This window comes from Croceibacterium atlanticum (assembly GCF_001008165.2).
In the GTDB taxonomy this organism is placed as follows: Bacteria; Pseudomonadota; Alphaproteobacteria; order Sphingomonadales; family Sphingomonadaceae; genus Croceibacterium_C; species Croceibacterium_C atlanticum.
Genome location: NZ_CP011452.2, coordinates 618,909 through 633,580, shown reverse-complemented (window position 1 = coordinate 633,580; position 14,672 = coordinate 618,909). Strand labels below are relative to the sequence as shown.

At 61.9% G+C, this 14,672-nt stretch carries 15 protein-coding genes; 5 read left to right on the top strand and 10 right to left on the bottom strand.

Annotated elements, in window-relative coordinates; genetic code table 11:
• Positions 1 to 36: 36 nt before the first annotated feature.
• The 3 genes from WYH_RS03030 to WYH_RS03020 are packed head-to-tail and all read left to right on the top strand — an operon-like array spanning position 37 to position 3,607.
• Positions 37 to 1,215 (top strand): hypothetical protein, encoded by a 1,179-nt coding sequence (locus WYH_RS03030; protein ID WP_053833369.1) that lies wholly within the window; start codon positions 37 to 39, stop codon positions 1,213 to 1,215.
• A gap of 34 nt (positions 1,216 to 1,249) precedes the next feature.
• A complete protein-coding gene (locus WYH_RS03025) occupies positions 1,250 to 2,215 on the top strand; it encodes a hypothetical protein (protein ID WP_046902658.1) in 966 nt (321 codons plus the stop codon).
• A 3-nt stretch (positions 2,216 to 2,218) separates the two neighbouring features.
• On the top strand, positions 2,219 to 3,607 hold the full coding sequence (locus WYH_RS03020; RefSeq protein ID WP_046902657.1) for a sensor histidine kinase: 1,389 nt from the start codon (positions 2,219 to 2,221) through the stop codon (positions 3,605 to 3,607).
• Position 3,608: 1 nt separating this feature from the next.
• Here the strand turns inward: WYH_RS03020 and WYH_RS03015 are convergent, their stop codons facing one another.
• Genes WYH_RS03015 through gltX form a run of 3 tightly spaced genes read right to left on the bottom strand, consistent with a single transcriptional unit; the run spans position 3,609 to position 6,573 of the window.
• Positions 3,609 to 3,815: a hypothetical protein gene (locus WYH_RS03015; protein ID WP_046902656.1), complete on the bottom strand. Its 207-nt coding sequence runs from the start codon at positions 3,813 to 3,815 to the stop codon at positions 3,609 to 3,611.
• Positions 3,816 to 3,818: 3 nt separating this feature from the next.
• Positions 3,819 to 5,105, bottom strand: a complete 1,287-nt coding sequence (locus WYH_RS03010; RefSeq protein ID WP_179945426.1) for a citrate synthase — start codon at positions 5,103 to 5,105, stop codon at positions 3,819 to 3,821.
• Between the two features lie 25 nt (positions 5,106 to 5,130).
• Positions 5,131 to 6,573 carry a glutamate--tRNA ligase gene (gltX, locus tag WYH_RS03005; RefSeq protein ID WP_046902655.1) on the bottom strand — a complete coding sequence of 481 codons (1,443 nt, stop codon included), beginning with the start codon at positions 6,571 to 6,573 and terminating at the stop codon, positions 5,131 to 5,133.
• A gap of 107 nt (positions 6,574 to 6,680) precedes the next feature.
• On the opposite strand from gltX, the gene WYH_RS03000 reads away from it, so the two are divergent.
• A complete protein-coding gene (locus WYH_RS03000; RefSeq protein ID WP_244877950.1) occupies positions 6,681 to 8,783 on the top strand; it encodes a ComEC/Rec2 family competence protein in 2,103 nt (700 codons plus the stop codon).
• A 20-nt stretch (positions 8,784 to 8,803) separates the two neighbouring features.
• On the opposite strand, the gene lexA is transcribed toward WYH_RS03000, so the two are convergent.
• From lexA to WYH_RS02980, 4 genes are all read right to left on the bottom strand, one after another.
• Complete coding sequence (gene lexA, locus WYH_RS02995; RefSeq protein ID WP_046902653.1) at positions 8,804 to 9,487, bottom strand: transcriptional repressor LexA; 684 nt, start codon at positions 9,485 to 9,487, stop codon at positions 8,804 to 8,806.
• Between the two features lie 69 nt (positions 9,488 to 9,556).
• Positions 9,557 to 10,762, bottom strand: a complete 1,206-nt coding sequence (locus WYH_RS02990; protein ID WP_046902652.1) for a molybdopterin molybdotransferase MoeA — start codon at positions 10,760 to 10,762, stop codon at positions 9,557 to 9,559.
• Entirely contained in the window at positions 10,759 to 11,229 is a 471-nt protein-coding gene (moaC, locus tag WYH_RS02985; protein ID WP_046904752.1) for a cyclic pyranopterin monophosphate synthase MoaC, read from the bottom strand. Before moaC ends, WYH_RS02990 begins: the two co-directional genes overlap by 4 nt.
• Positions 11,230 to 11,371: 142 nt before the next feature.
• On the bottom strand, positions 11,372 to 11,743 hold the full coding sequence (locus tag WYH_RS02980; protein WP_046902651.1) for a tRNA-binding protein: 372 nt from the start codon (positions 11,741 to 11,743) through the stop codon (positions 11,372 to 11,374).
• Between the two features lie 161 nt (positions 11,744 to 11,904).
• Between WYH_RS02980 and WYH_RS02975 the strand changes: the two genes are divergently transcribed.
• A complete protein-coding gene (locus WYH_RS02975) occupies positions 11,905 to 12,252 on the top strand; it encodes a PilZ domain-containing protein (protein ID WP_169780690.1) in 348 nt (115 codons plus the stop codon).
• A 17-nt stretch (positions 12,253 to 12,269) separates the two neighbouring features.
• Here WYH_RS02975 and trpC read toward each other — a convergent pair whose 3' ends face one another.
• From trpC to WYH_RS02960, 3 genes are read right to left on the bottom strand one after another with little or no spacing between them, the layout of a single operon-like run.
• Entirely contained in the window at positions 12,270 to 13,058 is a 789-nt protein-coding gene (trpC, locus tag WYH_RS02970; RefSeq protein WP_046902649.1) for an indole-3-glycerol phosphate synthase TrpC, read from the bottom strand.
• On the bottom strand, positions 13,055 to 14,047 hold the full coding sequence (gene trpD / locus WYH_RS02965; protein WP_046902648.1) for an anthranilate phosphoribosyltransferase: 993 nt from the start codon (positions 14,045 to 14,047) through the stop codon (positions 13,055 to 13,057). The genes trpC and trpD overlap by 4 nt, the downstream gene beginning before the upstream one ends.
• Positions 14,044 to 14,643 carry an anthranilate synthase component II gene (locus WYH_RS02960; protein ID WP_046902647.1) on the bottom strand — a complete coding sequence of 200 codons (600 nt, stop codon included), beginning with the start codon at positions 14,641 to 14,643 and terminating at the stop codon, positions 14,044 to 14,046. The genes trpD and WYH_RS02960 overlap by 4 nt, the downstream gene beginning before the upstream one ends.
• Positions 14,644 to 14,672 lie beyond the last annotated feature (29 nt).

Below are 14,672 nucleotides of genomic sequence, written 5' to 3'. Positions count from 1 at the left end.
GCCTAGTCACACCCGCCTAGCAGACAGGAGCCGGGCGTGCGTGCCGCCCTTATTTCAATTTCACGGCAGCCGAGACACGGCGAAACAGGACAAACGCTGGCGATTGCCGGGCGCAGCCTTGCGGAACGTCAACTCGGCTTCGCGCTGGCCGCCGGGTGCCGGAAGATAATCGGGCTGGGCGAGGGCGCCTCGCCCGAAGCAATCGCCCTGCGCCATGCGGCGGAGGGCGCAGGTGCCCGCTTCCAGACAATCAGGGGCAGTCATGGCCTGCTTGGGGCGGTGCGCGCAGCGGATGAATTGCTGGTGCTTTCGCCCGGACTTCTTGCTGAAGAGCCAGAGGCTTTGACCGCTTTCGAAAAGGGCGGCACGGTGCTGACGCTTTCTTCCGGGCCCGGCGTGGCGGCGGGGTTTGAACGGATCGATCTTGAACGGGCCTGGGCAGGCGCGCTGATCCTTCCCGGCGGCCTGGTCGAACGGCTTGCCGATCTGCCGGACGATAGCGATCCTCACGCTGCTCTGCTGCGTATCGCGCTGCAGGCGCGCGTCCCGGAAAAGCGCCTCTCCGACGCCCTGCTCGGGGAAGCGAGCTGGGCACTGATCGACGATGACGACGATGCACAAGCGCTGGAGGAGAGCTGGTTGAAAAGCCACCTCCCGGTAGAAAAGCGTTTCGCCGCGACGGGTAGGCTTGCCGGCATCATCCTAAGACACTCTGCGGCAAAATTATTATCGTTTTCCAACGCCTTACCAGCCATACTCGGCACGGTGCCATTGCTCTTGCTGGCCGCTTTGGCCATCGCTTGGCAAATTTCGCCTGCCGCCGGCCTCCCTCTTGTGGCCATTGCCGCTTTCCTTTCATCCTTCGCACGCGGGCTGGCCCATCTGAAGGCTGCACCATTCGTGTTTGAACGAGCCCGTTTTGACCTGCTGGGTGTGTTGCCATGGTTGGTGGACCTGGCGCTGGTCGGCTGCGGCGCGCTTGCGATCGGGGGCACCTGGCAGAATGCGCTTTTCCCGCCGCTCATGCTGGTCGGCGCCCTGCGTGCCACGCGGATTGCCAGGAGGCGCGATTGGCCGGCCTTGCTCGGCGATCGAGCGCTGCTGGCGCTGGCATTTTCGCTCGCGGCCGCTTTCGGCCTCGCCGAAGCGGGTGTAATGCTGGCGGGCCTGCTGATTGTGGCGATGGGCGCCATCGCCGCGCAAAGGCAGGCATAACGCCCATTTAACCCTATTCGGCTAATGCGGGCCGATGAACGAGGCTCCGGTGGCGAAGCAGGCCGAGACATCTGTGGAAGAAGCGCTGCGTGAAGAGCTGCGGCGCGGCGACACCGTGCTTGCCGGCACGGGTCCGGTCCTGCGTCATTTTCTGAGTTGCGAGGATTCCGCGCTGTTCACCGATGAAGTGATCGCGCGGGTCCGGGGTATGCTGTTCGACATTGCCGATCAGTTGCTGTTCGCCGTTGCCCAGGCGGAAGGTACGGCAGATCGCACCGCCTTTCTGGAAGAACATATCGAACGCCTGGTGCACCGTTTGGGCCTGGATGACGAATTGCTTGCCCACGCACATGCAATGGCGCTGGAAGGGCGCCTGACGGAAGATCTGGCCGAACGCTGCGCCATCGATCCGGTGCTGCCTCCGCTGGTGCAGGAACTTACGGCATCGGGTGACGAGACAATTGCCGATCTTGCCATGCGCTTTCTGGCCGCGCAGGCCCGTTTCATGCAGCATCAGCGGCGTATGGAACTGCCGCTGGGCGAACTTCCGGGTGACTTGTTTCACAAGGCCTTGCTTGCCCTTAAGGCTGCGCAAATGACTGAGCAGGACAATTTTCGCTCAGCCCGCAAGAGTTTGCGCAAGACATTTGACGAAGCGCTTGGACGGCGCGGGCTCGTCACACGTCTCGCCACCAGCCTGCGGAAGCACGATGGGGCAGCAATGCGTGTGGAAATGTCCGGGCTGGCGCTGTTCGCAACCACTCTGGCAGTGGCGTCGGATCAGGATCGCGACAGGACTGTCATCGCCCTGCGCTCGGCATCGCCGGTACGAACCGCCCTGGCCATGCGGATGGCCGGGCTGGAAGCCAATGAAATTCGCGCGCAATTGGCAACCATTCGCCCCAATCTGGCCTTGCCGGATATGCCGGATGAAATTTCTCCTGAACTTGCTACTGACATGCTGGCGCAGGCCAGGCCGGTTGAAGCTGGTGAGGGTTAGGGCGTGAGCGGTTCGGGCGCACATATATGCCGCGGCAAGAGCGACGGGCGGGATCGGCTGATCGAAGCTGACGAGCCGCTTGCCAGCCTGCAATTGCGCATTGGCGGTGAATTACCGGGCTTGATCGCAATACCTGCACTGCTGGAGCTGGTTCGCAAATCGCGCCTCTACGGCTTGCGTCTGGCGCGGGCGATCCGCGCCCAGGACGACGTTGAACGGATCACCGCCTGGGCCGAAATTGCACCCGATCCTGATGGAGAAGGATGCAGTATCAGCATTTCGAACTGGCAGAGCGATCAGTTCCGCAAAACGGAAACCATCGGCGAGATCGAGCGTCGCTGGGACATTGCGCGGCACTTGGCCGGCTTGTCTGCCCGGCTTGGACCGAAGCAGCAAATTCTCTCCATCGAATGCAACACCCCCGATCTGATGGAGATCGCCGGCAATATGCGCCAGGGGGCAGGGCAGCCCTGGACCGATTTCGTCGCCTTATCCGGCAAGGATCACAAGCAACCCCTGCATTGGCGCCTGCTGGATGGATCGACGGCCATGCTGCCCGGATCGGACCGTCACTGGACGGTCTATCTGATCCCGCTTGGCAGGCCGGAACCCGGCAGTGCCGGTTTTGAACTTCACCTTGTGGCGCAGGAGCCGATGAAGGAACCCGCCCCGCCGCCGACCGAAGAGGATCGGCGCGAAACCGGGTTTACGCTCCCGCTCGGCCGGGAACTGGCGCCTGTGCTGCGCCAGCCCGTGGCGAGAATCATCGCCAATGCAGAGACAATTCGCACCCAGCTGGCTGGACCGCTGGCTGAAGAATACAGCAATTATGCCGCTGACATTGCATCTGCCGGAGAACACCTCCTCTCCCTGATCGACGATCTGACCGATCTCGAAGTGGTGGAACGCGAAGATTTCCAGACGGCGCCGGACCGGATCGACCTGACCGATCTGGCGCGCCGGGCAGCCGGTATTCTCAGCATGCGCGCGCAGGAGCGCGGTATCGAAGTCGACGCACCAAAACCCGATGAGACAGCCCCCGCCATTGGCGAATTCCGGCGTGTTCTGCAGATCCTGCTGAATCTGCTGGGGAATGCGATCCGCTATTCTCCGGAGAATTCTCAGATCTGGCTGCGCGCGGAACGCGATGGCACAGTGGCCCGGATTATCGTGGCCGATCAGGGCGCAGGACTGGAAGAAGAACAGCGCGAGCTGGTGTTTCGCAAGTTCGAACGGCTTGGCCGGAAGGGCGATGGCGGATCAGGTCTCGGCCTGTATATTTCGCGCAGGCTCGCCCGGGCCATGGGCGGGGAGCTTTCCGTCGATAGCGCACCGGGGCAGGGCGCCCGTTTCGTGCTGGAACTACCCGCCGATATCGAAACGCCTGATTAAGTCAGCGCCGCCGCAAGCGGGCTGAAACGCGGATCAGCAATATCCCGGCAACCACAGTCATCCCGCCACGGATGGCCCATGAACGGTCCGTCAGCATAAAGCTTTCCGCAGGCCACATGATCAGGCCGAGCCCCTGCAATGTCCACAGGAGCCCGGCCAGAATCAGCAATATGCCAAGCGTCCGGAGAATGATCCCGAACGCCCGCATGGATCAGCGCTTGTCGACCGGAATGTAATCGCGCTGCGTCGGCCCGGTATAGAGCTGGCGCGGGCGACCGATGACCTGGCCGGGATCGGAAATCATTTCGTTCCACTGGGCAACCCAGCCAACCGTGCGGGCCAGGGCGAACAAGGCCGTGAACATGGTGGTGGGGAAACCGATCGCGGAAAGGATCACGCCGGAATAGAAGTCCACATTGGGGAACAGCTTCTTCTCGACGAAATAATCGTCCTTCAGCGCCAGTTCCTCAAGCCGCAGGGCCGTTTCGAACACGGGATCGGACACGTTCAGCGCCTCGAACACTTCACGCACGGTCTTCTGCATGACCGTCGCCCGCGGGTCGTAGTTCTTGTAGACGCGGTGGCCGAAGCCCATCAGCCGGAACGGATCGTTCTTGTCCTTTGCCCGCTCGATATAATGCGGAATCCTGTCCGGCGTGCCGATTTCGCGGAGCATGTTCAGCGCCGCTTCGTTCGCGCCGCCATGGGCAGGGCCCCACAGGCAGGCAATGCCCGCCGCGATGCAGGCAAACGGGTTCGCACCCGACGATCCGGCCAGGCGCACCGTAGAAGTCGACGCATTCTGTTCGTGGTCGGCATGGAGGATGAAGATCCGGTCCATGGCTTTCTCAACCGCCGGAACCACCTCATATTCTTCGGCCGGAACGCCAAAGGTCATACGCAGGAAATTGCCGGTATAGCTGAGCGAATTGTCGGGCTGCAGGAAAGGCTGACCGATCGCATATTTATACGCCATCGCGGCAATGGTCGGCATCTTTGCGATCAGCCGGTGGCTGGAAATGCGGCGATGTTCCGGATCCGAAATATCGGTGCTGTCGTGATAGAAAGCACTCAGCGCGCCAACAACACCGCACATGATCGCCATGGGATGCGCATCGCGGCGGAAGCCCTGGTAGAACTGGCGCAGCTGCTCGTGCAGCATGGTGTGGCGTGTGATCGTCCAGGTGAAGCTGTCCAGTTCCTCACCGCTCGGCAGTTCGCCATTCAGCAGCAGATAGGCCACTTCCATGAAGGAAGAATGTTCCGCCAACTGGCCGATCGGATAACCGCGATGGAGCAGGACGCCTTCTTCACCGTCGATGAAAGTCAGCGCGCTTTCACAGGATGCGGTGGATTTGTAACCGGGATCAAAGGTGAACATCCCGGTCTGGCCGTAGAGCTTGCGAATATCCATCACGTTCGGGCCGCATGTGCCCTCCATGACGGGGAATTCGTAATCCTGCCCGCCGGCTTTCAGTTGCGCCTGCTTGTCAGACAAAGTGCGTCTCCTTGCGAACGAAAGTCTAGTTACCTGCCCCGGTGGCTTGCGCGTCGATCCGCGCGAGGCTTTCCTCCTTGCCGAGGAGCACCAGCACATCGAAGATTCCCGGGGATGTGGTTTGCCCCGTCAATGCCGCACGAAGCGGCTGCGCAAGTTTCCCGAGCCCAAGCCCGAGTTCCTCCGCATGCGATTTCAGATTGGCTTCCAGGGCGGAACTTGTCCAGTCCTGTTCACTGTGCAAACGCGCAGAAATCTGAGCCAAAATGCTACATGCCTCCTCTGTCAGGAGAGCCTGGGCCTTCTCGGTCATCTGCAGCGGCCGGGTCTTGAACAGGAAAGCGGCGCCATCGGCCAGTTCGTTCACGTCCCGCGCCCTGGTCTTGAGCACGGGCATGGCCCGGGTGAGCAGTTCAAGATCGGCATTGGCGCCAATCTTGGGTGCGATCAGTCCGGCAAGTCGCGCATCGTCGGCAGCGCGAATATAATCGCCGTTCATGTTGAGCAGCTTCTTCATGTCGAAGCGAGACGGACTGCGACCGACACCGTCCAAAGTGAAAAATTCGATCGCCTCTTCGCGGGTAAAAACTTCCTGATCGCCATGGCCCCAGCCAAGGCGCAGCAGATAGTTGAACAGAGCTTCCGGCAGGATACCCAATTCGTCGCGATAGGCATCGACGCCCATGGCGCCATGGCGCTTGGACAGTTTTGCCCCGTCATTGCCATGGATCAGCGGAATATGGGCATAGACCGGATCGGGCCACCCGCCTTCGATTCCGTCCATCGCGCGGATAATTGGCAATTGGCGGAAGGCGTTGTTCAGGTGATCGTCGCCGCGAATGATATGGGTGACGCCCATGTCGTGATCGTCAACCACCACGGCCAGCATATAGGTGGGCGAACCATCGGCCCGCAGCAGGATGTAATCGTCCAGTTCCGAATTCCGGACAGTGACGCGGCCCTGCACGGCATCTTCGATGACGGTTTCCCCCTCATTCGGGGTCTTCAACCGGATGACGAAAGGGGCACCGAGCGGTGCGTCGGCAGGATCGCGATCGCGCCAGCGGCCATCATAGCGCAGCGGCTGTTTGGCCGCGCGCTGGGCCGCGCGCATTTCCTCCAGCTCCTCGCTGGTGGCGTAGCACTTATAGGCATGGCCTGCTTCGAGCAGCTTTTCGGCAACCTCGACATGGCGTGAGCCGCGTTCCGACTGGAAGACTGTTTCCTCGTCCCAGTCCAGGTTCAGCCAGGAAAGGCCATCAAGGATCGCGTCGATCGCCTCGCGAGTCGAACGCTTCCGGTCCGTGTCTTCGATCCGCAGCAAGGCCTTGCCCCCGAAATGGCGGGCGAAGAGCCAGTTGAACAATGCCGTGCGGGCACCGCCGATATGAAGGAAACCCGTCGGCGAGGGTGCAAAGCGGGTCACGACCGGCTTGTCCGCCGCCGCATTCACGCTATTGCTTGCCATCTCGACCCACTTTCTATCCAGTACCAAACATGGCGACGCGCCAATCACCGCTCATTCCGTTGGGGGAAGATACGGGCCATGCTGCGTCGCAGCAGTCGCCTTGGCGAATGCGCGCGCTCTTGTCCAGCGCGGGCAATAAAATCGAAGCATTCCTTGCAGATGCCGGGCTTGCGCGCGGGCCGTGGCTGGCGGTGTTCTTCGCGGCGGGAATCGCTGCCTGGTTCGTACTTGGCACTTCCACGGAATGGGTATTGGCCATCGCGTGCGGATTGCTTGTCCCACTGGCAGCCACTGCCGCATTGCGCGGCGCGGATGGCCGCTCCCACATATTGGCCGTTCTTGTCGGCTGCGGACTGGTCTTTGCGGCCGGTGTCGGGATCGTCTGGGCCAGATCGGAAATGGTCGGAGCACAGCCAATCGAACGGCCGCTGGCGGCGGAGTTCACAGGCCGAATTCTCGAACGGATCGAACAACCGGCGGAACAGCGCATTCGCCTTGTTCTCGCCGCAAGAGAACCGGACACGCAGCGGGCAATCAAATTGCGGATCAATGTCCCGCTTGACGCAGACCGGCCAGACCTCACGGAAGGAGCGCTGATCCGCTTTGGCGCGCGGTTGATGCCGCCGGCACCGCCAATGCTGCCCGGCGCATATGATTTCTCGCAAGCCGCCTGGTTTGCTGGGTTGGCCGCGACGGGGAGCGTCAACGGCGAAATCCAGGTAATCGAAGCTGGCGAGGGCGGCGCCTTCATTGCGAATCTGCAGCGGCGGCTGTCCGCCCATGTTCGGGCCGAATTGCCCGGCTCTTCCGGCGCGATTGCTGCCGCTTTTGCCAGCGGAGATCGCGGCGCGATTTCGCCCATGGATGAAGAGGCAATGCGCGATGCCGGGCTAACCCATCTGCTTTCGATCAGCGGCCTGCATGTCAGTGCAGTCATCGCAGCTGCATATTTCATCGCGTTGAAGCTGTTGGCGCTATGGCCATGGCTGGCCTTGCGGCTGCGTTTGCCGGTTATGGCGGCAGCCATCGCAGCCTTGGCCGGGATCGGATATACTTTGCTGACAGGTGCCGAGGTTCCGACCGTGCGCAGTTGCGCTGGCGCCTTGCTGGTTCTCGGCGCGCTTGCACTCGGGCGGGAGCCGCTCAGCCTGCGCATGGTCGCCGTGGCGGCGATGTTCGTGCTGCTGCTGTGGCCGGAATCGCTTGTCGGGCCGAGTTTCCAGATGAGCTTCGCCGCCGTTATCGCCATTGTCGCCCTGCACGAAGCGGCGCCGGTCCGCGCCTTCCTGAGGCCGCGTGATGAAGGCTGGCTTGCCGTAACATCAAGACGTGCGGCGATGCTGCTGCTTACCGGCCTGGTCATCGAGATCGCATTGATGCCGATTGTGCTGTTCCATTTCCACCGTGCAGGGGTTTACGGAGCATTGGCCAATGTAATTGCGATTCCACTGGTGACATTCGTTTCCATGCCTCTGATCGCAATCGCCCTGTTGCTGGATGTTGCGGGGCTGGGGGCGCCGGGCTGGTGGCTTGTCGGCCATTCTCTCGACATGCTTCTGGCGATTGCGCATTTCACCGCCAGCCAGACAGGGGCGGTGAAGCTGATGCCGCAAATGGGGCAGGGCACATTCGCGCTCTTCATCGCCGGTGGATTATGGCTCGCACTCTGGCGGGGGAAAGTGCGGCTGTGGGGATTGGCGCCCTCAGCGCTGGCAACGGTTCTGCTGTTGATGACGCCGACTCCGGACATCCTGATTTCAGGCGACGGGCGCCATGTAGGCATTACCGGAGAGGATGAACGGCTGCTGGTGCTAAGGGAAAGCCGGAGCGATTATGCGAAGGACAACCTCCTGCAAATGGCCGGCAGCGAGGAAGAACCTGTCGCACTGGCCAATTGGGCAGGAGCCGATTGCAGCCGCGATTTCTGTACCGTCACACTCCGACGAGGGGAACGCGACTGGATCCTGCTGATGAGCCGAAGCAGGGAAATGGTGGCGGAACGGGCCCTGGCCGCAGCCTGCGAACGATCGGACATCGTGATTGCCGATCGCTGGCTGCCATCAAGCTGCCGGCCGCGCTGGCTGAAGGCCGACCGGCGAATGCTTAGCGAAACGGGCGGACTTTCCATCGTATTGGACGGCCCGAAACTGACCAGCGTTGCCGAGGGGCAGGGAAATCATGGCTGGTGGCAAGCGGCGCAAGGCCGCTGACCATCCAGCCCCGAACAATATCAGTGATAGCGCCGGAGAAGCCCGGCCAGCTTGCCCTGGACCTGAACTTCTTCGGGCAGATAGACCTGGGCATCATAGGCTGGATTGGCCGGATCGAGCCGCACCTTGCCGCCTTCATGATGCAGATATTTCAGCGTCGCTTCCTCATTGCGGACCAGAGCCACGACGATTTCCCCGTCGCGCGCAGTATTGGTGCGCCGGACCAGGGCATAATCCCCATCGAAGATTCCGGCTTCGATCATGGAATCGCCAGACACTTCCAGCGCGTAATGTTCACCTGCGCCGAGCAAGGCAGCCGGAACCGGCAACGTCCGGCTATCCTCCAGCGCTTCGATCGGCACACCGGCGGCGATCCGGCCGTGAAGCGGAATCTCGATCACATCATTGGCGGGCTCCGGCGCCGAAGGGGGCGGAGTAGTGAGCTTGGCCACCGTGTCATTCACGGCGGGCCTGGCCGAATGCGACTGATTTTCCGGCTGACGCAACACTTCCAGCGCGCGGGCGCGATTTGGCAGGCGCCGAATGAAACCGCGTTCTTCCAGTGCGGAAATAAGGCGATGGACGCCCGATTTGCTCTTCAGATCGAGCGCTTCCTTCATCTCCTCGAAAGAAGGAGAAATCCCCGATTCCTCAAGCCTGCGCTGGATAAACAGCAGGAGTTCGTGCTGCTTTGCGGTCAACATTGAGCCACTCTCCTTATTTGTTCCAGATTGGAACGAACGCGGAACAATTAGGCAACCCAAAAAGACTCGTCAAGCAATTCCGCCATTCTGGAGCAGATAGGCAGTGACCATCTCGCCAGCATGCGCCGGTGGAGAATTCACCTCTCGCCGGATCAGCGCATTGGCCCGTGAAAGAGCGGCCAGCGCGCTGCTGTCCTGTTCGCTCACCGCGCCGATTGTTTCGCCATCGGTGAAGCCACGCACAAATTCCAGCCTGCTGCCAGTCGGGGGCAGATCGCCCGCGAGCCAAAGCCGGAAAGGCGCGGGCACGGGATCTGCGGCACCGGCCAGTTTACGCAGGAGTGGCAGCAGGAAGAGATATGCGGTCACGAAACTCGAAACCGGATTACCGGGCAAGCCCAGCACGAACTGGCGACCGCGCCGGGCAACCAGCAGCGGCTTGCCGGGCTTCATCGCGACACGCCAGAAGTGAATATCTGCCCCCCATGCCTCCAGAGCCGGCCGCACCAGATCGTGATCGCCGACCGATGCACCGCCACTGGTGACCAGCACATCGGCATGATCCGCTTCTGCAAGTGCCGCGGAAAGCGCCGCCATATTGTCCGCCACCGGACCGATACGGTCGATCGCGCAGGCAAACGGTGCGGCCATGGCCGCAATCATCGCGCCATTGCTTGCGGGGATCTGGTGGATCGCACAATCGCGTGGATCTGCCGACAATTCATCGCCGCTATCCAGCACCGCGACGCGCGGCAGACGGGAAACCGGAATATTCGCGTGGCCACCCGAGATTGCGAGAGCCAGTTGGGCAGGCCCGATCCGGATGCCTGCCCGGAAAAGCTCCGCACCCTGACGAAAATCAAAACCCGCGCGGCGGATATGGCGCGGCGTCGCCTCACCATTGGGGGCGAGGGCAAGCCCGTTGCCCTGACGTTCCGCCTCTTCCTGCAGCAATATGGCACCGCCATTTTCCGGCATCAGCGCTCCGGTCGAAATGCGGATAGCCTGGCCGTGTTCCAAAGGCGCGCCAAAGGGGTGGCCGGCTGCGCTTTCCCCCACCACGGTCCAGGGTCCGGCCAGATCATCTGCCCGCATCGCATATCCATCCATTGCGGACAGGTTCGATGCCGGCTGTTGCCGCAACGCGACCAGAGGTTCCGCCAGATATCGGCCCAGAGCATCGGACACGGGCAGCGTTTCGCCGGGAAGCGGCTCGACACCGGCAAGCAATCGCTGCTGCGCCTCTTCCAGCGGGATAGGCTGGGGCAGGGTCATTCGGCGCGCCAGTCGCCGCTTTTGCCGCCGGTCTTTTCGAGCAGGCGGATCTCTTCGATCACCATGCCTTTTTCGATTGCCTTGCCCATGTCGTAAATGGTGAGCAGGGCGAGGGAAACAGCGGTCAGCGCTTCCATCTCCACTCCGGTCCTGCCGGTCAGGCTGGCACGTGCGTTTGCGCGCACGGCATCATCCTCGAAGGTGAAATCCACTGTCACGGCATCCAGCGCGAGCGGGTGACAGAGGGGGATCAGATCGCCCGTCCGTTTCGCCGCCATGATCCCCGCAATTCGCGCAGCGGCCAGAACATCCCCTTTCGGGCCGCTTCCGTCCCGGATTGCGTTCAGCGCCTCCGCTGACATGCGGATACGCCCCGTGGCCGTGGCACTGCGCCCGGTTTCGGGCTTCCCGCCCACATCGACCATGCGCGCCGCGCCCTTGTCATCCAGATGAGTTAGACTGGTCATATCTTCCTGCATTTCCCTGTTCGGCATGATGGCCTGGAACACTTGGAACACTGTCCTACGGGCCGAAAATCCATCCCCGCGCAGCGCCCGATCCAGTCCGGAAACTGGCAGATTTCAGCTGCGTAGGACAGTAACGCCAAAATCAGAACAATCGCCCGCCATCGGGGATCGGCATGGTCGGGTGGAACAGCATCACATGGCCATGTTCATCCGGAAAGCCCAGCGTCAGCACCTCGCTCATCATCGGGCCGATCTGTCTCGGCGGAAAGTTCACCACGGCGGCAACCTGCATGCCGACAAGATCCGAAATCCGGTAATTCTCCGTGATCTGGGCCGAGCTCTTCTTGCGCCCGATGGCCGGGCCGAAGTCGATCACCAGGCGAAAGGCCGGCTTGCGCGCCTCCGGGAAAGGTTCCGCCTCTACTATCGTGCCGACACGGATATCGGTCTTGAGGAAATCGTCGAAGGCTATTTCAGGCGCGGCAGGCGCTGATGGATCATGACGCATATGCATGGGAACGATCTAGCGTCGGCAAGCTTTCATAGCTAGATCGCTCTACATAGAACAAGGAAAACAACCGGGTAGCCCAGCTTTTCATCGCGGTTCAACCGCCGGCCATGCCTTTGCATGGTTCGGCGCACCTGCGTGATGGCTGCACTAAATCGCGAAATAAAATGTCAAAAAAAATGGATCGCAAGGAACGCAGGCTCACTGCGCTGAAGGCGCAAATGCGCATCGGAGAGAAACTCTTCGAGATTACGGTCTCGAACATTTCCGAAACGGGGCTGATGGCGAAGATGACGGAACCGCCGCCAGCGGGAACGGAGGTTGAGATCCTGCGCCGCAGTGCCCGCGTGCGAGGCAGCATCGTGTGGTCCGAAGGGCGCCGGTTCGGGATGAAGGCCAATGAACCGATCGATCTGAACAGCCTGCTCGCCGATTCCGGCCTCGGGTTGAAACAGTCTGATACCGGCGCGGCAGCGGTCAGGAAAAGCTGGTGGCATTGGAGCAAGCGCCGCTGAGACGCGTATGCCCGCTGTCAGGCCCCCAGCAATTCCCGGGTGGCCTTCGCCACGTCGTCCTGCCGCATCAGGCTTTCCCCGACCAGGAAGCACCGCACACCGGCAGCGGCGAGACGTGTGCAATCGGCATGGCCGTTAATGCCGCTTTCACCCACGAGCAGCGCCCCTTCGGGCGCCAGCGGGGCAAGCCTTTCGGTCGTGCCGAGATCGGTGACGAAGCTCTTGAGGTCACGGTTATTGATGCCGATCAGGCGAGAGCGAAGCCGCGATGCGCGCTCCATCTCTTCCTCGTTATGAACTTCGACCAGCACATCCATTTCGCGTTCAAGCGCGGCGGCTTCGATCTCAGCCATTTGCGCATCTTCCAGCGCCGCGACGATAATCAGGATCGCATCGGCACCGATGGAGCGCGCTTCCGCCACTTGCCAGGGATCGATCATGAAATCCTTGCGCAATACGGGAAGCGAACAGGCCGCCCGCGCATCCATCAGATAATCCTCGTGCCCCTGGAAATAGGGCGCATCGGTCAGCACTGAAAGGCAGGCAGCGCCACCCTGTTCATAGGCGACCGCATGTTCCGCCGGGCGGAAATCCGGGCGGATCAACCCCTTCGAGGGGGAAGCCTTCTTGATCTCGGCAATCAGGCCGAAACCGTTTTCGGCCTTCGCTTCAAGCGCCTTGCGGAACCCGCGCGGCGCGGTCTGGCCAGCGGCACGGGAATCGAGATCGTCGAAAGTGGCTTCGGCCTTGCGGGTGGCAACTTCCTCCCGCTTTGTGGCGCAGATTTCACTCAACTTGTCAGTCATTTCACCACCGAGATCCAGCAATCGAGCAACGCCTTGGCAAGCCCCTTGTCGAGCGCTTCGGCCGCTTCTTCCACGCCCTCGCTCCAGCTATCCACTTCGCCGGCAACCATCAGGGCACCTGCGGCATTGAACAGCACGGCATCGCGATAGGGGCCGTGCTCGCCCATCAGCAGGCGGCGCAAGGCATCCGCATTATGCTGCGGATCGCCGCCACGAATGGCCTCCACCGGCGCATGAGGCAGCCCGGCATCCTTCGGGTCGACGCGCTTCATCAGCACTTCGCTGCCCTTGATATCGGCCAGTTCGTTCCCCCCGGCGAGGCTGAGTTCGTCCAGCCCCTCGTCACCGGAAACCACGAAGCTGCGTTCAGTGCCGAGCCGCGCCAGCGCCTCGGCATAGATCGGGACATAGGCCGGGCGGGCGATGCCGACCAGCTGGCGACATACACCCGCCGGGTTGGCGAGCGGCCCCATCAGGTTGAAGATCGTCCGCCGGCCCAGCTTCTTCCGGATCGGCATGATCCGCCCCATCGACGGATGATGCCGTCCTGCGAAAAGGAAGCAGATTCCGATTTCGGAAAGCGTCTGTTCCGCGGTTTCCGCGGCACGATCGAGATCGAGACCCAGAGCCTCCAGCGTATCCGCCGCACCGGCCTTGGAAGAGGCGGCGCGATTGCCGTGCTTGGCGACTGGCACACCGCAGGCCGCAACCACCAGGCTGACGGCGGTCGAGACATTGAGCGTATGGTGCCCATCACCTCCGGTCCCGCATACATCAATGGCATTGGCCGGCGCATTTATCGGGATGAGCCGGGCCCGCATGGCACGGGCGGCGCCGGCAATTTCGCTGGCGACCTCACCGCGATCGGACAAGGCTACCAGAAAATCGGCGATCTCCTGCTCCGACGGCTTTCCGTCCAGCATGGCGCCGAATGCTTCCTCGGCCTCCGCTTCCTCGAGCGGATGCTCGACAGGAGGAAGGCTGGTCACGCGATTTCCTTCGTTTCGATTCCGCAGATCTGCAGGAAATTGGCCAGCAGCGCGTGGCCATGTTCGGTGGCGATGCTTTCGGGGTGGAACTGCACGCCGTGAATGGGCAGTTCGATATGGCGATAGCCCATCACGGCGGTGCCATCGATGCCCGGCGTTTCGCTTTCCGCATTCACCTGCAGGGAATCGGGAATATTTTCCACTATCAGCGAATGATAGCGCGTGGCGGTGAAGGGGGAGGGCAGTCCGGCAAACACGCCGCTGCTGTCATGAGTCACGGCACTGGTCTTGCCGTGCATCAGCCCGCCGCGCACGACCTTGCCGCCGAAATACTGGCCAATCGCCTGATGGCCAAGGCATACGCCAAGCAAGGGTTTCCGCGCCGCAGCGCAGGCCGCCACGAGATCGAGGCTGACACCCGCTTCGTTCGGTGTGCACGGGCCGGGAGAAATCAGGAAGCCTTTGGCGCCGCTGCTCAACGCTTCGCGGGCGCTCACGGCATCGTTGCGCACAACCTGCACCTCTGCCCCCAGTTCCATCAGATAATGGACGAGGTTGAAGGTGAAGCTGTCGTAATTGTCGACGACGAGGATCATGGCAGCAGCGCTTAGGGCGCGGACAGCGA

Excerpts from the sequence above, each read along its gene's own strand:
- moaC (WP_046904752.1), bottom strand. The coding sequence starts at position 11,229 with ATGACCAGTCTAACTCATCTGGATGACAAGGGCGCGGCGCGCATGGTC.
- WYH_RS02980 (WP_046902651.1), bottom strand. The coding sequence starts at position 11,743 with ATGCATATGCGTCATGATCCATCAGCGCCTGCCGCGCCTGAAATAGCC.
- WYH_RS03025 (WP_046902658.1), top strand. The coding sequence starts at position 1,250 with ATGAACGAGGCTCCGGTGGCGAAGCAGGCCGAGACATCTGTGGAAGAA.
- trpC (WP_046902649.1), bottom strand. The coding sequence starts at position 13,058 with ATGACTGACAAGTTGAGTGAAATCTGCGCCACAAAGCGGGAGGAAGTT.
- lexA (WP_046902653.1), bottom strand. The coding sequence starts at position 9,487 with ATGTTGACCGCAAAGCAGCACGAACTCCTGCTGTTTATCCAGCGCAGG.
- gltX (WP_046902655.1), bottom strand. The coding sequence starts at position 6,573 with ATGGCAAGCAATAGCGTGAATGCGGCGGCGGACAAGCCGGTCGTGACC.
- WYH_RS03000 (WP_244877950.1), top strand. The coding sequence starts at position 6,681 with ATGCGCGCGCTCTTGTCCAGCGCGGGCAATAAAATCGAAGCATTCCTT.
- WYH_RS02960 (WP_046902647.1), bottom strand. The coding sequence starts at position 14,643 with ATGATCCTCGTCGTCGACAATTACGACAGCTTCACCTTCAACCTCGTC.
- WYH_RS03015 (WP_046902656.1), bottom strand. The coding sequence starts at position 3,815 with ATGCGGGCGTTCGGGATCATTCTCCGGACGCTTGGCATATTGCTGATT.
- WYH_RS02975 (WP_169780690.1), top strand. The coding sequence starts at position 11,905 with ATGTCAAAAAAAATGGATCGCAAGGAACGCAGGCTCACTGCGCTGAAG.
- WYH_RS02990 (WP_046902652.1), bottom strand. The coding sequence starts at position 10,762 with ATGACCCTGCCCCAGCCTATCCCGCTGGAAGAGGCGCAGCAGCGATTG.